This is a genomic window from Lujinxingia vulgaris (assembly GCF_007997015.1).
GTDB lineage: Bacteria > Myxococcota_A > Bradymonadia > Bradymonadales > Bradymonadaceae > Lujinxingia > Lujinxingia vulgaris.
In genome coordinates this window covers 273,057-292,482 of the sequence record NZ_VOSM01000005.1, presented here as the reverse complement: position 1 = coordinate 292,482, position 19,426 = coordinate 273,057, and the positions used below count along the sequence as shown (strand labels likewise).

The window sequence follows — 19,426 nt, the reverse complement described above, 5'->3', positions numbered from 1 at the left end:
AGCATGGAAGCGAACCACCTGTTGGTGACGGGCGGAGCGGGGTTTATCGGCGCAAACCTGGTGCGTTATCTGCGCCGGGAGCATCCGCAGACGCGGGTGAGTGTGGTCGATAAGCTGACCTACGCCGGCAACCGGCGCTACCTCGAAGAGCTGATTGCTCAAAGGGAGGTGCCGCTGATCGTCGCCGACATCGCCGACCGGGATGCCATGGAGGGCCTCTTTGCCCGGTCGGATTTTGACGGGGTGATTCACCTGGCGGCGGAGTCGCACGTGGATCGCTCCATCAGCGGGCCTGCCGACTTTGTGCAGACCAATGTGGTGGGCTCCTTTGTGCTCCTGGAGAGCGCCCGACGAGCCTGGGAGGAGCGGGGCATCCGGGGGCGTTTTCTTCACGTGTCCACCGACGAGGTCTACGGGAGCCTGGGGCCGAAGGGGGCGTTCAGCGAGCGTTCGCCCTACGATCCGAGCAGCCCTTATTCGGCGACCAAGGCGTCGAGTGATCATCTGGCGAGGGCCTACCACCGCACCTATGGGATGGATGTGGTGGTCACGAACTGCTCCAACAATTTTGGGCCCTACCAGTACCCGGAGAAGTTGATCCCGGTGATCATTCGCCGGCTTCGCGATGGCCAGGAGGTGCCGGTTTACGGCGACGGGCGACATGTGCGCGACTGGCTCTTTGTCGACGACCATTGCCGGGCGCTGAGCATGGTCTTTGCGCAGGGAGAGTCCGGGCGAAGTTATAATGTGGGCGCGCATAATGAGTGGACGAACCTCGATCTTGTGTACGCGCTCGGCGATCTGGTGGACCGGCGCATGGGGCGTCCGGCGGGCACGGCGCGTCGGATGGTGAGTTTTGTGCAGGACCGCCCCGGCCACGACCGGCGCTATGCGATCGACGCCACCCGCATCCGCAGCGAGCTCGGCTGGGAGCCCCGCTGGAGCTTTGAAGAGGCGCTCGCCCACACCGTGGACTGGTACCTCCGCCATATGGAAAGAATCTGGCCCGGGGGGGGATTGTCAGCGAGCAGGCGCGTTTAAGTTCAGTGAGGAGGCGCCGGCAGGGGGAATTGCACCAGGCAGCAGGGCGCACTCCGAATTAAGACATCCATCATTCACGCTCAATATTGCGAGCGACGCAGCGATACCAGGGGGGCATCATGAGGGGAGTGGTTCTTGCGGGGGGGACGGGGAGCCGTCTCTTTCCGCTGACAAAAGTCACCAACAAACATCTCTTACCGGTAGGGCGCCAGCCGATGCTGGTGCACCCGATCTTCAAGTTGCGCGAGGCCGGCATCACGCAGGTGCTCATCGTCACGGGCACCGAACATATGGGCGATGTGGTGGGGCTTTTAGGCAGCGGTCGCGACTTTGGCTGCCAGTTCACCTACCGGGTTCAGGATGAAGCCGGAGGTATTGCTCAGGCCCTCTCGCTGGCCGAGAACTTCGCCGGCGGCGAGCCGGTCTGTGTGGTGCTGGGCGACAACATCTTTGAGGACAACATCGCCGATGAGGCGCGGCGCTACCGCGAGCAGGGGGGCGGGGCGAGGATCTTGCTCAAAGAGGTGCCCGACCCGGAGCGCTACGGGGTGGCCCGGGTGGAGGGGGACAGGGTCGTTGAGATCCTGGAGAAGCCGCAGCGTCCGCCCAGTCAGCTGGCGGTCACCGGCGTGTATTTCTTCGATGGTGAGGTCTACGACATCATCCGCGGCCAGCGCCCTTCGGCACGCGGGGAGTATGAGATCACCGATGTGAATAACGCCTACATCGAGCGCGAAGCGTTGAGCTGGGGCAGGTTGCGGGGATGGTGGACCGACGCCGGGACCTTCGCCTCGTACCATCAGGCCAACAGCTGGGTGATGGCCGCAGACCGGGAGCGCTTATGAGCCGCGCAGAGGAGCAGGAGTCTCTCTCGAAGATCGTCGGCGTGGTGGTGCGGCCCTTGAGTCGCCACCGCGATGATCGGGGTTGGTTGACCGAGCTCTGGCGTCATGACCAGCTCCCGCGCGAGTTCTGGCCGGTGATGACCTACCTCTCGCAGACCGAGGCCGGGGTGGCGCGGGGACCGCATGAGCACGTCGACCAGGCCGACTACTTCTGTTTTATGGGGCCGGGGACCTTTCGCTTGCATCTCTGGGATAACCGCATGGCCTCGACCAGCTACGAGCGCTACGAGTCCTTTGAGCTTGGAGAGGAGATGCCCTCGGCGGTGATCATCCCGCCGGGGGTGGTGCATGCCTATCAAAATATCAGTCGCGGACCGGGCTGGGTGATCAACTGCCCCAACCAGCTTTACCGCGGCGAAGGTTACGCTGAAGAGGTCGATGAGATTCGTCACGAAGACGATCCTCACTCACCCTTTCAGCTCGGGAGAGCGCGCTAGTTTGAGGCGCTTCAGGGGGGCGCGCGCGCCGGGGGGAGCGCGCGCAACCTGACTCATACGCGTCGGGGAACCTCCTCATCGGAGTGATCCGGTGGGGCGGTCGCCCCGACGCGTTTTCAAAACGCACATCATCATCGGGGGAGAAGATGCGGGCTGCGCGCTTTGTGATCTCGCTGGATCTGGAGCTTTACTGGGGCGTGCGCGACCACCGCCGTCTGGAAGACTACCGTATGGCGCTGCTGGGGGTGCGCCGGGCGGTCCCGGCGATGCTCAAGCTCTTTGAGAATTATGGGGTGATGGCCACCTGGGCGACCGTGGGCATGCTCTTCTGCGAGCACCGCGACGAGCTGCTCGCCAGCCTCCCTCGCCGCATTCCGGCTTACCGCGACGCCTCGCTCTCGCCCTATCCGCATATCGCGTCGATCGGAAAAGACGAGGTCGAAGATCCCTTTCATTACGGGCTCTCGCTGATTCGTTTGATCGAGGCCAGCCCCGGGCAGGAGATCGCCTCGCATACCTTCTCGCATTATTATTGCTATGAGCCGGGGCAAGAGGCCGCAGACTTCGAGGCTGATCTGGAAGCGGCGGTCGCAGTGGCGGCACGGCGCGGGGTGCGTTTGACCAGCCTGGTCTTTCCCAGAAATCAGGTGCGCCGAGAGTACCTGGATATCTGCCGGAACCTGGGCCTGGAGGTGTATCGAGGCAACCCGCCCGGGTGGCTGTACCAGGCGCATGCTCGCGCTCGAAACACCGGGGTGCGCCGGGCGGCGCGCCTGCTCGATAGCCTCACACCGTTGACTGGGGCGCGCTGCGTCTCGGCGGTCTCTCCGCTGGTGCGACAGCCGATCAATGTCGCTGCGACGCGTTTTTTACGCCCGCTGGCCACACGGAGCCCCTGGCTTGCGCGCCGCCAGCGTGCGCGCATCTGCCGCGAGATCGACGAGGCAGTGCGGTGCGGCGGCGTCTACCACCTGTGGTGGCACCCCCATAACTTCGGGGTGGGGCTGGAGGATCACCTCTCGGAGCTGGAGTACATCCTCGAACATATGGCGCGCTGGCGCGAGGCCGGGCGCATGGTCACCGCGACCATGGCCGATGTGGCGCGCCAGGGCCTGGGCTATCAGGAGGAACCATGGGTACGCCCCGCGTTGTGATGTTGGCCGGTCCGGGCGATGTGACGCCGATGCTCTACCATGAGCTCAGCGCACGTCTGGGACCGGTGCCGGTGATTATGGAACGCCCGATGTCTCGTGCCGACTTTTTGCGTCGACGTGCGCGTCGTCTGGGCTGGCTTCAAGTCGGCCACCAGAGCCTCTTTCAAACGACGGTGGCGCCGGTGTTGCGACGCCGTGGGCGCCGACGCATCGATGAGCTCTTACGCACCCATGAGCTGCGTGGTGACCCGATCCCCGAAGCGCAGATCATCGCCGTGCCTTCCGTCAATTCGGATGAGGCGCGCGATGCGTTGCGCGCGCTGGAGCCCGAGGTGGTGGTGATCAGCGCCACGCGCATCGTCAGCAAAGCGACGCTGCGCTGCGTCGAGGCGCCTTTTATCAACCTGCACACCGGCATTACGCCCTATTACCGCGGGGTGCACGGGGGCTACTGGGCACTGCATCAGGGCGAACCGGAACGCTTCGGGGTGACCGTTCACCTGGTGGATGCGGGCATTGATACCGGGGCGATTCTCGCGCAGCGGGTCATCGAGCCCTCCGTCGAAGATAACTTTGCGACCTACCCCTACCTGCAGTTCGCCCACGGAGTGCCCATGGTCGGAGCTGCGGTTGAGGGCTTGCTGACTGGCGAGCAACCGCGCTGGCGCGAGCCCGCCGTGCGTGGCGGGTTATGGTCGCACCCCACGGTGCTCTCGTACCTGCGTGGGCGCCGACGCGGCGTGCGTTGAGGGCGCTGAGGGACGAGACCCGGCGCGTCATCCAGGCGTAAATAGGTGCGAGTGCGGCGTTGATGTGGTTTTGTGTTAGGCCTAAGTGGTTGAATATAAACAAAAAAACCGACCCTTTGCGGGGCGGTTTTTTTGTGGCTCGAGAAACGCCGCGCTGCAACGCGGCGTCGATGCATCAGCGGCCGTAGTACTCGCGGTACCAGGTCACGAAGCTGGCGATGCCCTCTTCGATGGGGGTGTCGGGCTTAAAGCCCACATCGTTGATGAGGTCGTCGACGTCGGCGTAGGTGGCCTGCACATCGCCGGGTTGCATGGGCAAGAACTCTTTTTGAGCTTCCTGGCCCAGGCAGTCTTCCAGCGCCCCGATCATGTCCATAAGCTGCACCGGGTTGTTGTTGCCGATGTTGTAAATGCGGTAGGGCGCGGCGCTGGTGCCCGGGTCGGGTTCGTCGCCCGACCAGCTGGCGTTGGGCTCGGCGACGCGGTCGGTCACGCGCACGACCCCTTCGATGATGTCATCGATGTAGGTGAAGTCGCGCTGCATATCCCCGTTGTTGAAGACCTTGATGGGGCGGCCCTTGAGGATGGCGTCGGTAAAGAGAAAGAGCGCCATGTCGGGGCGGCCCCAGGGGCCGTAGACCGTAAAGAAGCGCAGCCCGGTGGTCGGCAGCCCGTAGAGGTGGCTGTAGGTATGCGCCATCAGCTCGTTGGCTTTCTTGGTGGCGGCGTAGAGGCTGACCGGGTGGTCGATATTATCGTGGATCGAGAAGGGCAGGGAGGTGTTGGCGCCGTAGACCGAGCTCGATGAGGCGTAGACCAGGTGCGGCGTTTCCTGATGGCGGCAGCCCTCGAGGATGTTGGTGAACGCCACGATGTTGGCGTCGATGTAGGCGTGAGGGTTCTCCAGCGAGTAGCGCACGCCGGCCTGGGCGGCCAGGTGCACGACGCGATCGAAGTCGTGGGCCTTAAAGAGGGCGGCGACGCCCTCGCGGTCGGCCAGCTCCAACTTCTCGAAGCTGAAGTTCGGGTTGGTCTGTAACCGCTCCAGCCGCGCCAGCTTGAGGTTGGGGTCGTAGTAGTCGTTGATGTTGTCGACGCCGACCACAGAGTCGCCGCGCGCGAGCAGGCGCGTGGCGAGGTGGGAGCCGATGAATCCGGCAGCGCCGGTGACCAGGATCTTCATAGAGAGCTCGTCGGGTCGAGGAAGTGAGAAGGATTAAGAATTAGAGCCGAGCGTCGGAGTCGCCGGTGGGAAGGACATATTTGATGTCGTAGACCACAGCGCCGTCTTTGCCGAGGGCGCGGATGTTATCGGCGCCCATCTCGCGGAACTCATCGTGCGCCACGGCCAGGATGATGGCGTCGTAGTGGCCCGGCTTCGGCTCCTGGATGGGGTCGATGCCGTACTCGTGGCGGGCTTCTTCGGCGTCGACCCAGGGATCGTAGACGTGCACGCGAGCGTGGTAGGTCTCCAGCTCGCGGATGATGTCGATGACGCGGGTGTTGCGAAGATCGGGGCAGTTCTCTTTGAAGGTCAGCCCCATCACCAGCACGTTGCTGTCGACGACCTGGAGGCGTCGCTGGGTCATGAGCTTGGCGACCTGGTGGGCGATGTGGCTGCCCATGGAGTCGTTGAGGCGCCGGCCGGCGAGGATCATCTCGGGGTTGTAGCCGATCGCCTGTGCTTTATGCGTCAGGTAGTAGGGATCGACGCCGATGCAGTGGCCGCCAACCAGGCCGGGGCGGAAGGGCAGGAAGTTCCATTTGGTGCCGGCCGCAAGGAGCACCTCTTCGGTGTCGATGCCCAGGCGGTTGAAGATCAACGCCAGCTCGTTGATCAGCGCGATGTTGACGTCGCGCTGGGTGTTCTCGATGACCTTGGCCGCTTCGGCCACCTTCACGGAGCTGGCTTTATGGGTGCCGGCGGTGATGATGGAGCGGTAGAGCGCGTCGACGAAGTCGGCGGCCTGCGGGGTGGAGCCGCTGGTGACTTTGACGATGGTGGTCAAACGATGCTGTTTGTCGCCCGGGTTGATGCGCTCGGGGCTGTAGCCGACGTAGAAGTCCTGGTTAAAGCGCAGCCCGCTGGTCTCTTCGAGCAGCGGCACGCAGACCTCTTCGGTGGCGCCCGGGTAGACGGTGGACTCGTAGATCACCACGTCGCCTTTGTTGAGCACCGCGCCGACGGCGCGGCTGGCGCTCTCCAGGGGGCTTAGGTCGGGGCGCTTATGCTCGTCGATGGGCGTGGGCACGGTGACCACGTAGACGTTGCAGTCGGCGATGTCGTTGAGCTCGGTGGTGTAGCGCAGGCGCTGGGCGCTGACCAGATCGTCGGGCTCAACCTCCCGGGTGCTGTCTTTGCCTTCGCGCAGCTCGTTGACGCGGCGCGGGTTGATGTCGAAGCCAATGGTGTCGAAGCGCCGCCCGAACTCTACGGCCAGCGGCAGGCCGACGTAGCCGAGCCCGACGATGGCGATCTGAGCGGTGTCGAGGGTGGGGGTGCCCATGAGGTCTCCTGCGAAGACGAAGGTTAGCGAGGTTGGGAGCCCGGACGAGGGTCCAGGGCGATGATGGTCGCCGGATCGCGGCTCTCACTGCTGCGTCCGATGGCGTCATAATAAAAACCGGCCGCGCGCATCTGGTGCGGATCGTACTGATTTCGGCCGTCGAAGACGACTCTCTGGCGCATCAACCGCGCCATAGCTCCAAGATCGGGGTGGCGGAAAGGTTTCCACTCGGTGACCAGAATCAAGGCGTCGACTCCTTCTAGCGCGGCATACTGGTGTTCGGCCAGCATAAGATGCCGGCGATCGAACCACTCCTTCGGGAAGTGCTCGCGGGCCGCTTCCATGGCCACCGGATCGTAGGCCTGAATGCGAGCACCTCGCGCGATCAGATGCTCGAGCAGGGTGCGGGAGGGGGCTTCGCGAAGATCGTCGGTGCCCGGCTTAAACGCCAGCCCCCAGAGCGCGAAGGTCAGCGCGCTTAAGTCCTCACCGTAGCGAGCGATGATCTTTTGTGCCAGTCGCTCTTTCTGGGCCTGATTTCGTCGCTCCACCGCGTCGAGGATGCCCGGCTCAATGCCCTGGTCTCGGGCCATATGGCAGAGGGCGCGCACGTCTTTGGGAAAGCAGGAGCCGCCGTAGCCGCAGCCCGGGTAGATGAAGTGGTAGCCGATGCGCTCGTCGGAGCCGATGCCCAGGCGTACGTTTTCCACATCCACCCCGAGCGCTTCGCAGAGGTGGGCGACCTCATTCATGAAGGAGATCTTGGTGGCGAGCATGGCGTTGGCCGCGTATTTGGTCATCTCGGCGTCGCGCGTGCCCATAAAGAGCAGGCGCTGGTGGTTGCGGTTAAAAGGGGCGTAGAGCTCGGCCAGGCGCTCGCGGGCATGCGCATCTTCGGTGCCGATGATGATGCGGTCGGGTTTCATAAAGTCGTTGATCGCCGCGCCTTCCTTCAGGAACTCGGGGTTGGAGACGACGACCACGCGGTGATCGGCGCCGCGGTGTTGCAGATGATGCTCGATGGTCTCCTGGACCATGCGCGCGGTGCCCACGGGCACGGTCGACTTATCGACCACGATGGCGTCGCTTTTGAGGTGCTCGCCAAGCTGGCGAGCGACCTCCAGGACATGCTGCAGATCGGCGGAGCCATCCTGGTCCGGAGGCGTGCCCACGGCGATGAAGAAGACCTCGCCAGAGTCACAGGCGTCGGCCAGGGAGGTGGAGAAGCTCAGGCGTTTTTGAGCGATGTTTCGTTTTAAAAAATCGTCAAGTCCGGGCTCGAAGATGGGGCTTTTGCCCTGGCGCAGCTGCGCGACTTTGCGGGCGTCGACGTCGACGCAGGTCACGTGATGGCCCATCTCGGCGAAGCAGGTTCCGGTGACCAGGCCGACATATCCGGTGCCGATGATCGTGAGGTTCATGGTCTCTCCTGAAGAGGGTAGCGCGCCTGGCGAGCAGGTCGGCCGGAGCGCGTGGGTCAGCGGCACCAGGAGCGCCGGGCATCGTCAAGGGTGTCAGCGGGCGGCGCGAAGGCGAGGAAGTTCGAGGACCGTCGCGTCGGTATGCGGACTCTGGTAGTCGGGGATGAGTTCCCCGAGCAGCACGCGCACCGCCGGGTGGTCGCCGCGATCGGCCGCCGCCAGAAGCTCGCAGTAGAGCGCGTCGAAGTGCTCGGGAGGATCGCTGGATTTTTTGCCCACAAAGATCTGGGCGTGCTCGGTGCGATCGACCTCTTCTTCGTCGAGGGTGAGCTCTTCGAAGAGTTTTTCGCCGGGGCGAATGCCGGTGAAGACGATCGGGATCATCGCTTCATTGGCGCCGGAGAGTCGGATCATGTCGCGGGCCAGATCGGCGATGCGCACCGGTCTCCCCATATCGAGAATGAAGAGGCTGGCCTGGCTCTCGAAGCTGGCCGCCTGCAGGACCAGCTGCACCGCCTCGGGGATGGTCATGAAGTAACGCGTCATCTCGGGATGGGTCACCGTGACGGGGCCCCCGCGGCGGATCTGATCGCGGAAGATCGGCACCACTGAGCCGTTGGAGCCGAGCACGTTGCCAAAGCGAACGGCACAGAATCGCGTGCCCGGATGCTCCTGCCCCTGGCGTGCCACGATCCACTCGGTGACGCGTTTGGTCGCGCCCATCACGCTGGTGGGGTTGACCGCTTTATCGGTGGAGATGAGCACAAAGGTCGCCACGCCCATCTCGGCGCTCAGGCGCGCGACGATCTCGGTGCCGCGTACGTTGTTTTTGACGGCCTCAGCCGGGCTCTGTTCCATGAGGGGAACATGTTTGTAGGCCGCGGCGTGCAGCACCACCTGGGGGCGATGTTCCTCAAAGATCGCGCGCATGCGCGCGGCGTCCGCCACGCTGGCGATGCAGGGGACGATGGGACGATCGTTCTGGGGATTGAGTTCGCGATGAATCTCAAAGAGCGGGGTCTCGGCCTGCTCGACCAGCATCAGGGTCGATGGTGAAAATCCGGCGATCTGGCGGCAGAGCTCACTGCCGATAGAGCCTCCCGCGCCGGTGACCAGCACCCGGCGATCTTTGAGAAAGCCGGCCAGCGACTCCAGGTCGAGCTCCACAGGATCGCGGCGTAGCAGGTCGGCGATGGAGACCTCGCGCAGACGGTCCAGCGAGATCTCCTGATGAAGCATTGCCTCGACCGCCGGCAGGATGCGGGCGTGCACCCCCAGCGGTCCGGCCAATTCAATGACGCGCCGCACCTGGTGCTGCTCCTCAGGGGGGAGCGCGATGATGATCTCTTCGATATCGTGGCGCGCCACCAGCTGAGCGATGCGATCGATTGGTCCCTCGACGGGGATGCCGTGCAGGCGCAGTCCTCGTTTGTAGGGGTCATCATCGACAAAGAGCAGGGGGCGCAGGCGCAGGCTGGGGCTGCGGTTGATCTCGCGCACCATCAGATCGCCGGCGTCGCCGGCGCCCACGATCATCAGATTTCGCGCGCGTCTCGGCGTGGCGCTCAGCGCCATCGCTTCGCGCACCAGGCGCAGCGCGCCGCGCACCCCCCCCAGCAGCACAAGACTCAGGGTGAAATCGAGCAGGTAGATCGATCGCGGAAAGATCTCCGGGCGCAACACCAGCGTGTTGACCGCCATAAAGAGCAGCGCCGAGATCGCCAGCGCATACGCCAGTGAGATGATGTCGTAGAGGCTGACATACTTCCACCACCCCTGGAACATCTTGAGGTAGGCAAAGACGGCGGTCTTGATCGCCAGCAACACCAGCAGACCGCCGCCCAGGGCGGGCAGGTATTCGGCGGGGATGCGAAGATCGAAGCGAAAGAGAAACGCCCCCACATACGCCGCCGAGAAGAAAACCAGGTGGGCCAGCGCTAAGATCACGCTGCGCCAGCCGGCCGGCAGACGACTCAGAGGTTCCATCCATCGCGACAGCGTGTTCATCGCCATAAGCGATGCTCCCATGCGCTGGCCGAGACAGCCTGGCTCAAAGGCGCGTTGCGGCGCGTTACTGCCCGAGATGCGGCAGGTTAGCGCGGTTCGAAAGGTTCCCCCCACGCGTTGGTGGGTGCTGCGAGCGCCTCATTCCTTCAGGCGCGGGCGTTCACCAGCGAGTACGAACGCCATCAAAAAGCGTATGTGGCAGAAGCTAACCCCCTGCCTTCGTCGGTCAACGCGATCAGGGATGACGCGCACATTCGGAACGCAGCTGACGCAGCGCGCGCTGATGAGGTCCCTGGCCGTGGTCGCGGATGAGCGCGGCAAGCTCGATGCATTTTTTATGGCGGACCAGAAAACGCCCCAGATCGCGGGGCTCATCGTAGTGACGGACGAGTCGCTCCAGCAGCACCTGCGCCCGCCGAAGATCGCCTTTCGACTCGGCGATCGCCGCCTCACTTCGCCAGCACACCCGCTGGTCGCGGGGACGTAAGGGGGGCGCGCAGCCCAGCGCGTAGACTTCGCCAAGCAGGGCCTCGCGGGCGCTGCCGGCCTCTTGGGCCCGATGGTCCGGGGAGGCAATCAGGAGCAGATCACGCGCCACGTCGGCCCCGAGCCATCCCCCCCGCAGTGCCTGCTCGGCCAGCGCCAGGGCGGCCTCGGGGCGCTCCTGGCGGTGGTAGATCTGCATCAACTCGCGCAGCGTCTGTTGTTGAACATCGTGATGTTCGCCCGGGTCGGAGGCCAGCAGCTGTCCCGCCCATAGCTCAGCGAGCTCCCAGAGCTGCTGCTCCCGATACAGGCGAACAAGCCCCAGGCCCAGCCGCGGGCTTTGGGGCCGCTCCTCGAGGATGGCCAGCGCCAACTCGACGGCCTGCCGTGGCCCTTCCTCCCGGGCGCACTCGTTCAGCGCAAAGCCCAGCAACTCCTCGCTGGCATCGCCCAGCGCCCGGGCGCGCAGCCTCGTCTCTTGAAGATCGCGCAGCAAAAATGCCGCCAGCCAGCTGGCCGGCGCCAGATGTGGCTCGGCGTAGAGCTCTCGCCAGACCCCGGCGGCCTCCTCCTGGTGACCGTCGGCGACCAACGCACGGGCCAACACCAGACCCTGATGTGGAAATGGATTAAGCGCATAGGCTCGTCTGGCGAGCACGAGCGCTCGATCGGTCTGACCGGCCTGCCGCCGATCCACGCTCAGGTTGGCCAGTGTCGCCGCGTCGGTGGGAAAAAGCGCCAGGTGATGCTGCACGTCGGCATCGTTCTCAGCGTTCTCCTGTGACGTTCCCTGATCGTAAAGCCCCCAGATCAGCCCGCCGGCCAGCAGCATCCCCGCAGCAAGCGCGCCCGCAAGGGTGCGATAGGCACGTCGGCTCAACGGGCGATGGTAGCCCGGGAGAGTCTTCTTGCCGCCGGCCGCGCAGAGCTCAATGACCATTAGCGCTGGCAATGAGATCCCCAGCGTGAAGAAGGGAAAGTGGAAGATCGATGCCACACCCAGCCCCACCGCAACGGCCACCGCGATCGCGCCCATGCGCGGGTTGTCGCTGGCCAGCGCCTGGCGCACGAGCAGTACCAGGCTCAAGCCCAGCAGAACGATCGCGGCTGCTCCCACAGGCACGCCGTAGGCGAAGAGCCACTCCACAGGTTCATTTTCAATGGTGGGTACGCTGTGCATCCCCACGATATGCGGATCGAGGTAGGTCGGTAGCGCCAGCCCCACCGCGCCGGCGCCGGCACCGGTCAGCCAGAAGTCGCCTGCGGCGCGAAGCGCCGCGCCGCTCATATGAACGCGCACCTCCAGGCTGGTCTGGGCCAGGGAGTCGGCCACACTGAAATGTTCAGGCACGAGCAACCCGCCCACCACCAGTGCTGCGGCGAGCCCGCTGCCGATCCAGATAAGTCGGGTGTGGGGGGGCTTGTCGCCGTCGCCAGTGTCGGAGGCGCGCGCTGTGGCATGCCGAAGCAGGACCGCTCCGCCCGCCAGGGCACTCAGCCCCAGCGCCAAGAGCGAGCCCTGGCTGCGGTGGGCCAGGGTCAACATGCCGAAGAGCGCAGCAAACACCATCATCGTCGCGCTCAACGCGCGCTGACGCCTCGCCCACACCACCGCGGCGCCGGCGCTGATAAGGGTGGCCAGCGCGTAATAGGTCGCGGCGTGGTTGGTGCTTACAAAGGGGGCCCAGGCGCGTGGGGAGAGGCTGGCCTTATAGACGCCCATGATGTTTTCGGTGCCGCTGAGCATTTGCACCGCACCGGCCAGCGCCACTGCCATCGCCAGAATGGAGGCGGCTACCAGCCCCTGACGGCGCAGCGCCCGCCAGCGCCCCAGGTTACTCACCGCCAGCGCCCCCAGGCAGAGCGCGAACCACTTAAGCGCCATCGACGCGCTGGCCGGCGCGTTGAGCGAGAGGGGGCGAAACGCCGGCATCGCCACGTCGGTAAAGGCCGCTTCCCAGCTCAGCCGCAAGGCCTCGGCAGCCCGGGGGCTTACAAGTTCAATGAGCCCCACTGGCATCGGCAGCGCCTGAAGCAATGAGACCACTCCCAACATCGCGAAGACGGCCGCCGGAATAGAGCAACGTCGCATCTCGGTTGGCCGGCCGTCCTCCGCGAGCTCGCCGATGATTACGACCGCCAGGGCAAGGGTCGCCAGCAACGCCGCGCTCAGCGCATGCACTCCTCCAACCATCAGTGGACTTGCCAGCATCAAAATGGCGAGCAAGATCGTGGAGACCTTAAGCCAGCGCGGGCGGGATTTTTGTCGGGCCATCAGGCGCCTCGTGGTGTGGCCAGGCCGAAAAGTGGGCGGCGTTGACGCCGCTCCTTCGAGTCTCTACGATCGCGCGCCGCGTCGTCAAAAGGCCCCCGTGGCCCCCATGACCTGAGAGCACTATGTCGGACCAGTACGGATTCCAGGAACCACGCCCCAGCAGCGCGCCTGAAGAGCGTGGCGAGTCCCTTGGTGCCCTTATCGGGCGCTACTGGGCGCTCTTTCGGCGCTTTTATTGGGTGCTTATCCTCACGTCGATCGCGTGTGTCGCGGCGGCCTACTTCTGGACCGAGCGCCAGCCTCGCATTTATCAGGCTACCAGCAAACTGATGTTTCATGAGTCGCGCCCCAATGTCTTTGGTAAGCAGTTTGAGCGGGTGGAGCTCGTGGACCCGGGGGGCCGCTGGCAATTCGAGCAGTTCTGGAACACTCAGAAAGAAGTACTCGGCTCGAAATGGTTTGCCCAGCGCGTCATCGAGCGCGAGGGCCTTCTCGACGCCCCGGGCTTTTTGCCCCCTTCGGTGCAGCAGTTAGATGAGGATGAGCGCATGAAGCGCGCCGTCAACATTCTGCAGCGCGTGGCGGTGTATTCTCTGCAGCGCGACAGCCGGGTGGGCCTTGTGCAGGTGCGTTTTGAAGATCCGGAGCTGGCCGCGAACATCGCCGACGGCATCTCCGAGACCTACGTCGAGTACATCCGCGAGTTCCAGACCGGGGGGCTTCGGCAGCTGGCCAACTGGTTTGACGATTACGTCTCCACCAAGCGCGAAGAACTCGATGAGGCGCGCTCTGAGCTTCAGAAATATCAGCGCGACAACAACATCCTCTCCCACACCTTTGAAGATCGCCGCGAGATGGCCGCCGAAGGGCTGGCTGCGGTCAGCACGCAGCTGCGCGAGGTGCAGGCGCGCCTTTTTGCCGAAGAGGCGTTGCTCAATCAGCTCGAGACGATGGAGTCGCGCGGCGACGACCTGCGCGCGCTGGGCGATCTTGTCGACAACCCGGCGCTCAAACGCGGGCTCGATCGGGAGAGTGAGCTCCTGGAGCGCCGCGCCGAGCTCAAGACCCGTTACCTCGACGCCCACCCCGAGGTGCGCGCCGTCGATGAGCAACTCGAGGTGGTACGCCGCTCCATTGAGGATGAGATCGGGCGAATTCGCACCGCCGTGGCCAACCGCGCCGCCGTCACGCGCCGCAACGCTGCCAACCTTCAGGAAGAGATCGAGCGTCACAAGGCCGAGATCGCCGAGCTCAATCAGATCGGCTTCCGCTACACTGAGATGCGCGACAGCACCGAGACGCTACGTCAGCACTATGAGACGGTGCTCGGCCGCACCAACGAGCTTGACCTCAACGCCCTCTACGAGAGCGAGATCATTCAGATTCTGGAGAACGCCGACGTGCCCGGCGCCCCGATCAGCCCGCAGGTACCCCTGAACCTGGCGGTGGGCCTGCTTCTGGGACTCTTTTTGGGCGGCTCGATCATGGTGCTCATCGATGCGCTCGACACCACGGTCAAGACCGAAGAGCACGTCACCAAGTACACCACTCGGCCCATCCTCGGGATGCTGCCGGCGGTCAACGCCGGGGCTGTCAAAGGCGTTGAGAAGTTCGGCGACTCGGCCCTCGATACGCTCACGCACACCGCGCCGCGGAGCTCGTTTGCCGAGGCGATCAAGACCCTGCGCACCAACCTGATGTTCATGGCGCCGGATAACCCCCCGCGCGTGCTCCTGATGACCAGTCCGGGCCCGGGTGAGGGCAAGACGCTGACCTCGGTGAACATGGCGATCGCGCTGGCGCAGTCGGGCCAGCGCACGCTGGTGATCGACAGCGACATGCGTCGCCCCCGCGTGCACAAAGCCCTGGGCATGGACAATAAGGTCGGCCTCTCCGACGCCATCACCGGTGAGCGCACCTACAAAGAGGCGGTTCGCCCCACGGGCATTGAAAACCTCGATGTGATGACTTGTGGTCCGGTGCCCCCCAACCCCTCGGAGCTTTTGCAGACCGAGCGTTTCCGCAAGCTGGTGCGCGATCTTCGCGAGGATTACGACCGGGTCATCTTCGACTCCCCGCCGCTGGCTGCGGTGGCCGACGCCCTGGTGCTCAGCCACTCTGCCGACGTGGTCTTGTTGATTCTCAAGTTCGGTCAGACCCGCCAGGAGCTCTTGCGCCGCTCCATTGAACAGCTGGAGTCCATCGGGGCGCCCTTCGGCGGCACCGTGCTCAACGACATCGACGAGAACGCCGGCTACGGCTACGCGTATTATTACCGTTACCGCTACGACGATTCGGGCGATGGCGGCGACACGAAGGGCGGGAAGATGGCCAGCTGAGCCAACCTCCTCAATGTTGTGTGGATCTCAAGCGTCCGCCGCTCGTTAAGAGCGGGGGCGCTTTTTTGTGGCGTTCAGCCCAGCGCCTCGCGCACCGCGTCGGCGACCGCCTCGCGCTCATCGTCGCGCAGCTCCGGGAAGATCGGCAGCGCCAGGACCTGCTCGCAGGCCAGCTCGGCGCGCGGAAAGTCGCCCCGCTGGTAGCCAAGCTCGCGCAGCGCCGGCTGGGTGTGCAGGGGCTCGGGGTAATAGACGGCGCTGCCGATGCCACGCGCCTCCAGGTGGGCGATCAGGCGCGCGCGATCGGCCACGCGCACCACGTACTGGTTGTAGACGGGACGATGCCCCGGGGCGTGGCGGGGGAGCTTGAGTCCCTCAAGGTCGGCCAGGGCTTCGTTGTAGTAGGCGGCGTGGGCGCGGCGGCGCTCGCAGAAGGAGTGAAGATGGGGGAGCTTGGCGGAGAGGATCGCCGCCTGAAGGGCGTCGAGGCGGAAGTTCCCGCCCACCTCCACGTGATGGTACTTGGGGCTTGCGCCGTGGCGCGCCAGCAGCCGCAGCCGCTCGTAAAAGGCGGCGTCGTCGGTAAAGACCATGCCGCCGTCGCCGGCCGCGCCCAGGTTTTTGGTGGGGAAAAAACTCACGCAACCGGCCAGTCCGAAGCTCCCGGCCTGCCGCCCCTCAAAACTCGCGCCGAGCGCCTGGGCGAGATCTTCGATCACCGCCACCCCCGGCGCGTTCTGCACCGCCGCCATCACCTGATCCATCGGCGCGCATTGACCAAAGAGGTGGATCGGAAGCACCGCCCGGGTCTTCGCACCCAGCGCGTCTTCGATGTGTGAGGCGTCCAGGTTGAACCCCTCCGGCTCAATGTCGACGAACACCGGCCGCGCCCCCAGGCGCATAATCGAGCCGACCGGGGCAAAAAATGTAAAAGGCGACGTGACGACCTCATCGCCGGGTTTAAGATTTAGCGCCATCAAGCTCAGCAGCAGCGCGTCGGTCCCGCTGGAGACGCCCACCGCATGCGCCACACCCACCGTTTCGGCCAGGGCTTGCTCGAGCTGCGTAACAAAAGGACCGCCGATGCAACGCTGCGTTTGCAGCACCTCGTCGACCACCGGGCGAATCTCGTCTTCAAGCGCGGCGTACTGACGCGTTAGATCAAAAAAAGGAACACCCATTGCGATCTCCGGGGGGAGGGCGCCAGCAAGGCGCCTCAACACACCATCAAAAACAGTCAGACTGGCTTCAGCGCGCCTTCAGCCAGTTGGTAGCGTTGGCCACACTCTGCGCAGCTGCACTCCGGCGCTGGCGCCGGCAGGGTCAGCCCGCAGCAGCAAGCCCACCCGATCTGGCGAGCGGGCTGGCCGACGACCAGCGCATAGGGCGCCACATCGGCTGTGACTACCGCGCCGGCGCCCACAAGGGCGAATGCGCCGACCTCCACCCCGCACACCACCGTGGCGTTGGCGCCCAGGGTTGCGCCTCTGCGGATGATGGTCGTCTGGTAGGCGTGCCGCCGCGAGACATGCGCGCGGGGGTGACGCACGTTGGTAAAAACCACGCTCGGGCCGCAGAACACGTCGTCTTCGAGCACGACCCCGTCGTAGACCGATACGTTGTTCTGGATCTTCACCCCATCGCCGATCACCGCGCTGGGAGCCACATACACGTTCTGCCCCAGGCTGCAGCGCCGACCAAGGGTGGCACCGGCGCAGACATGGGCAAAATGCCACACGCGCGTGCCCGCACCCACTTGCGCACCTTCATCGATGATCGCGCTGGGATGGGCCCAGGGCGCATTCTGATCGCCGTTGGTGGTCATGGCTCAGCGCTCCAGCCGCAGCGGTTGATGGGCTCGCATCGAGGCATAGGCCGCGTCGATGATCGCCAGCGAGCGCAGCCCCTCCTCGCCGGTGACAATCGGCGCGTCGACGACCCCGTCGAGATGATCGAGGATCGCCCCGAAGACATGCGCGTGCCCCCCGGAGAGGATGTCCTGGACGGAGCTCGCAAGCCCCTCAATCGCATCATCCTGCGGGGTGTGCTCCTCAAACTCCCAGGCCTCAATCTGGTCGCAACGTGCTCCTCCCAGCCGCACCGTGCCACGTTCTCCGAGCACCGTCAGGCTGGTGGTGATGTTGCGAGGGTAGGCCAGCATCGAGACGTGCACGCTCCCAAGCGCCCCCCCGGGCCAACGCAGGGTCAGCAGCGCGGTATCTTCCACATCAATGCGTCGCCCCAGTGTGCCACCGGCCGCATAGAGCTCGTCGGGCTCATCGAAGATCCAGGCCAGAAGATCCACATAGTGGCTGGCCTGATTCATCAGGGCGCCGCCGTCGAGCTCACGCGTTCCCCGCCAGGAGGCCGCGTCGTAGTAGGCCTGATTGCGGTTCCAGTACACCTCCAGCCCCACGCTGAAGATGCGCCCGAAGCGCCCCCTGCGCACCGCGTCGCGCAGGGCCAGAAAGAGCGGATGATGGCGCAGTTGCTTGATTACAAAGAGCTCGTGGCCGAGCTCCTGCACCTGCTTGACCATGGCGCGGGCCGCATCAAGCGAGGTGCTCAGCGGCTTCTCCAGGATCACGTCAGCGCCATGGCGAGCGGCCACCAGCGCCTGCTCGCAGTGCAGACCGGTCGGTGTGGCGATGCTCACAAGTTCTGGAGAGGTCTCAGCGAGCAGGGCATCCAACGAGGCGAAGGCGGGCGCCTCAAGGAGGGTAGCCAGCGTTTGCCGGCGGTATGCGTCGGGATCGACCACACCGACCACATTGAGGCGTTGGCCGTGCCACTGCAGCGCGCCCGCGTGGCGCTCGGCAACATGGCCGCAGCCAACCAGCGCCAGGGTACGGGGAGCAAGCGGGGGGAGGGGGGCTGTATCGCTCAGGGGGAGCCTCACTGCAAAAATCGTCGGGGCATCGGCCGGCAAGAGATACACCGAAACTTTGCCCACTTCCAGGGACTTCGCCGACTCGCCACCGCGATCCGCCCCGGTGCGTATGGCTCCAGCGTGATGTTCCCACCCGGTGCGCCTTCATGCCGCCTGCGCCGCCGCGCGCTCGCTGGAATATCCTCGCCAACGCGTTGTATTCACATCGCGTACCCGCGCAGCCCGAAGACCTCGCCAACAGCTTGCGCTTCGCGGCGCACTTCCCTAGGGTTCGCATCTGTCGGCACCACGTTCGTCAACACAGCATCGTATCGAAGCCATCGCCTATGAGACTCCTCATCCCACAGCATCAGCAGCTGCGGCGCCCCTTCGGGTGGGCGCTCAGTCTTGTGCTCTGGGCGGTGCTGCTGACTCCGATGAGCGCCTCGGCGCTGGAGGGCGTGCCTGTGCAGCCAACCTGCACCGGAGGCTTTGATCATCCGATGCAGGCCGCGGCTTCGTCGCAGGCTCGCGAGGTCTTCGACCGCATGGTCTCCTGGGGTTACGGCCCGCTGACACCGGTGGAGCCCGAGACCTTTGACAGCCCGGCATCTCGGGCCGCACAAAAGCCTGTCGCCGACCAGAAAGAGCCCTGCGGAGCATCTTCGGGCATCGATCCCACCAACCCCGAATACAACATCTGCTTTGAAGGCACCCGCGAGCCCGTCTCCACGCTCCCCGATCTTCTGGCGCGCTATCAGGCCGAGGAGGTCGCCGGCACGCTCTTTGATGTGGTGGCGCAGATGGGCGTGCAGAGCACCGGACATATCCCCCGTCATCAGCAGGCTCCGGCGGCGCTCCCTGAGCGCCCCTGGCTGGCCGCCCTGGTCGATTTGATGGAGCGCAGCGCCCCGCTGCAGCAGGACAGCCCGCTGACCTGCTCGGAGTACAGCGAGCTCTGCCGCAGCCTCCCGCCGGCCACAGCCGGCGTGGCGCTCAGCGGGCTTGTGCCTGTGCTCTCCCCGATTGAGCTCAACGCGACGCGTTACCCTGAGCTTTCTTCGCCGCCGACGCAGCCCGCGCTGGAGCGCCTGCGCGTCGGTCCCGCTCTGGAGCACCGACGCCTGCTCGAAGAGCCCCCTCAACACAGCTAAGCCGCCCCCACAGCCTGAATTCGGCCTGCGCCTCAAACGCCCTGCATTGCGTTTGACGCTTGAGCCTGCGCGCGCGCTGTGT

General features: G+C 65.0%; 15 protein-coding genes. 7 read left to right on the top strand and 8 right to left on the bottom strand.

Going from position 1 to position 19,426, the window contains the following annotated elements; translation table 11 throughout:
• Nucleotides 1-3: 3 nt before the first annotated feature.
• The 5 genes from rfbB (at nt 4) to FRC98_RS12625 (ending at nt 4,286) form a co-directional block, all read left to right on the top strand.
• The gene (gene rfbB, locus FRC98_RS12645; protein WP_146981800.1) at nt 4-1,041 is read left to right on the top strand and encodes a dTDP-glucose 4,6-dehydratase; all 1,038 of its coding nucleotides are present in this window, start codon (nt 4-6) and stop codon (nt 1,039-1,041) included.
• Between the two features lie 119 nt (nt 1,042-1,160).
• On the top strand, nt 1,161-1,886 hold the full coding sequence (locus tag FRC98_RS12640; protein ID WP_146981799.1) for a sugar phosphate nucleotidyltransferase: 726 nt from the start codon (nt 1,161-1,163) through the stop codon (nt 1,884-1,886).
• Nucleotides 1,883-2,383 carry a dTDP-4-dehydrorhamnose 3,5-epimerase family protein gene (locus FRC98_RS12635; protein ID WP_146981798.1) on the top strand — a complete coding sequence of 167 codons (501 nt, stop codon included), beginning with the start codon at nt 1,883-1,885 and terminating at the stop codon, nt 2,381-2,383. The genes FRC98_RS12640 and FRC98_RS12635 overlap by 4 nt, the downstream gene beginning before the upstream one ends.
• Nucleotides 2,384-2,529: 146 nt before the next feature.
• Nucleotides 2,530-3,537 (top strand): polysaccharide deacetylase family protein, encoded by a 1,008-nt coding sequence (locus tag FRC98_RS12630; RefSeq protein ID WP_146981797.1) that lies wholly within the window; start codon nt 2,530-2,532, stop codon nt 3,535-3,537.
• A complete protein-coding gene (locus FRC98_RS12625; protein ID WP_146981796.1) occupies nt 3,516-4,286 on the top strand; it encodes a formyl transferase in 771 nt (256 codons plus the stop codon). Before FRC98_RS12630 ends, FRC98_RS12625 begins: the two co-directional genes overlap by 22 nt.
• Nucleotides 4,287-4,461: 175 nt before the next feature.
• Here the strand turns inward: FRC98_RS12625 and FRC98_RS12620 are convergent, their stop codons facing one another.
• The 5 genes from FRC98_RS12620 to FRC98_RS12600 form a co-directional block, all read right to left on the bottom strand.
• Entirely contained in the window at nt 4,462-5,469 is a 1,008-nt protein-coding gene (locus FRC98_RS12620; protein ID WP_146981795.1) for an NAD-dependent epimerase, read from the bottom strand.
• Between the two features lie 40 nt (nt 5,470-5,509).
• A complete protein-coding gene (gene tviB / locus FRC98_RS12615) occupies nt 5,510-6,793 on the bottom strand; it encodes a Vi polysaccharide biosynthesis UDP-N-acetylglucosamine C-6 dehydrogenase TviB (protein ID WP_146981794.1) in 1,284 nt (427 codons plus the stop codon).
• A 23-nt stretch (nt 6,794-6,816) separates the two neighbouring features.
• On the bottom strand, nt 6,817-8,214 hold the full coding sequence (locus tag FRC98_RS12610; protein ID WP_146981793.1) for a UDP-glucose dehydrogenase family protein: 1,398 nt from the start codon (nt 8,212-8,214) through the stop codon (nt 6,817-6,819).
• 93 nt (nt 8,215-8,307) lie between these two features.
• Nucleotides 8,308-10,227 carry a polysaccharide biosynthesis protein gene (locus FRC98_RS12605; protein ID WP_230467557.1) on the bottom strand — a complete coding sequence of 640 codons (1,920 nt, stop codon included), beginning with the start codon at nt 10,225-10,227 and terminating at the stop codon, nt 8,308-8,310.
• 229 nt (nt 10,228-10,456) lie between these two features.
• Complete coding sequence (locus tag FRC98_RS12600; protein WP_146981791.1) at nt 10,457-12,982, bottom strand: tetratricopeptide repeat protein; 2,526 nt, start codon at nt 12,980-12,982, stop codon at nt 10,457-10,459.
• Nucleotides 12,983-13,104: 122 nt separating this feature from the next.
• Between FRC98_RS12600 and FRC98_RS12595 the strand changes: the two genes are divergently transcribed.
• Nucleotides 13,105-15,321 (top strand): polysaccharide biosynthesis tyrosine autokinase, encoded by a 2,217-nt coding sequence (locus FRC98_RS12595; RefSeq protein WP_146981790.1) that lies wholly within the window; start codon nt 13,105-13,107, stop codon nt 15,319-15,321.
• Between the two features lie 74 nt (nt 15,322-15,395).
• On the opposite strand, the gene FRC98_RS12590 is transcribed toward FRC98_RS12595, so the two are convergent.
• The 3 genes from FRC98_RS12590 to FRC98_RS12580 are packed head-to-tail and all read right to left on the bottom strand — an operon-like array spanning nt 15,396 to nt 18,220.
• A complete protein-coding gene (locus FRC98_RS12590; protein ID WP_146981789.1) occupies nt 15,396-16,502 on the bottom strand; it encodes a DegT/DnrJ/EryC1/StrS family aminotransferase in 1,107 nt (368 codons plus the stop codon).
• A 56-nt stretch (nt 16,503-16,558) separates the two neighbouring features.
• Complete coding sequence (locus tag FRC98_RS12585) at nt 16,559-17,146, bottom strand: acyltransferase (RefSeq protein ID WP_146981788.1); 588 nt, start codon at nt 17,144-17,146, stop codon at nt 16,559-16,561.
• Between the two features lie 3 nt (nt 17,147-17,149).
• Nucleotides 17,150-18,220: a Gfo/Idh/MocA family protein gene (locus tag FRC98_RS12580; protein ID WP_146981787.1), complete on the bottom strand. Its 1,071-nt coding sequence runs from the start codon at nt 18,218-18,220 to the stop codon at nt 17,150-17,152.
• Between the two features lie 317 nt (nt 18,221-18,537).
• On the opposite strand from FRC98_RS12580, the gene FRC98_RS12575 reads away from it, so the two are divergent.
• Nucleotides 18,538-19,344 (top strand): hypothetical protein, encoded by an 807-nt coding sequence (locus FRC98_RS12575; RefSeq protein WP_146981786.1) that lies wholly within the window; start codon nt 18,538-18,540, stop codon nt 19,342-19,344.
• Nucleotides 19,345-19,426: the final 82 nt, after the last annotated feature.

What these genes read in the sequence shown, in the direction of transcription:
- tviB (WP_146981794.1), bottom strand. Translation starts at nt 6,793, where the DNA reads ATGGGCACCCCCACCCTCGACACCGCTCAGATCGCCATCGTCGGGCTC.
- rfbB (WP_146981800.1), top strand. Translation starts at nt 4, where the DNA reads ATGGAAGCGAACCACCTGTTGGTGACGGGCGGAGCGGGGTTTATCGGC.
- FRC98_RS12595 (WP_146981790.1), top strand. Translation starts at nt 13,105, where the DNA reads ATGTCGGACCAGTACGGATTCCAGGAACCACGCCCCAGCAGCGCGCCT.
- FRC98_RS12575 (WP_146981786.1), top strand. Translation starts at nt 18,538, where the DNA reads ATGAGACTCCTCATCCCACAGCATCAGCAGCTGCGGCGCCCCTTCGGG.
- FRC98_RS12640 (WP_146981799.1), top strand. Translation starts at nt 1,161, where the DNA reads ATGAGGGGAGTGGTTCTTGCGGGGGGGACGGGGAGCCGTCTCTTTCCG.
- FRC98_RS12585 (WP_146981788.1), bottom strand. Translation starts at nt 17,146, where the DNA reads ATGACCACCAACGGCGATCAGAATGCGCCCTGGGCCCATCCCAGCGCG.
- FRC98_RS12590 (WP_146981789.1), bottom strand. Translation starts at nt 16,502, where the DNA reads ATGGGTGTTCCTTTTTTTGATCTAACGCGTCAGTACGCCGCGCTTGAA.
- FRC98_RS12605 (WP_230467557.1), bottom strand. Translation starts at nt 10,227, where the DNA reads ATGGCGATGAACACGCTGTCGCGATGGATGGAACCTCTGAGTCGTCTG.
- FRC98_RS12600 (WP_146981791.1), bottom strand. Translation starts at nt 12,982, where the DNA reads ATGGCCCGACAAAAATCCCGCCCGCGCTGGCTTAAGGTCTCCACGATC.
- FRC98_RS12630 (WP_146981797.1), top strand. Translation starts at nt 2,530, where the DNA reads ATGCGGGCTGCGCGCTTTGTGATCTCGCTGGATCTGGAGCTTTACTGG.
- FRC98_RS12625 (WP_146981796.1), top strand. Translation starts at nt 3,516, where the DNA reads ATGGGTACGCCCCGCGTTGTGATGTTGGCCGGTCCGGGCGATGTGACG.
- FRC98_RS12610 (WP_146981793.1), bottom strand. Translation starts at nt 8,214, where the DNA reads ATGAACCTCACGATCATCGGCACCGGATATGTCGGCCTGGTCACCGGA.
- FRC98_RS12620 (WP_146981795.1), bottom strand. Translation starts at nt 5,469, where the DNA reads ATGAAGATCCTGGTCACCGGCGCTGCCGGATTCATCGGCTCCCACCTC.
- FRC98_RS12635 (WP_146981798.1), top strand. Translation starts at nt 1,883, where the DNA reads ATGAGCCGCGCAGAGGAGCAGGAGTCTCTCTCGAAGATCGTCGGCGTG.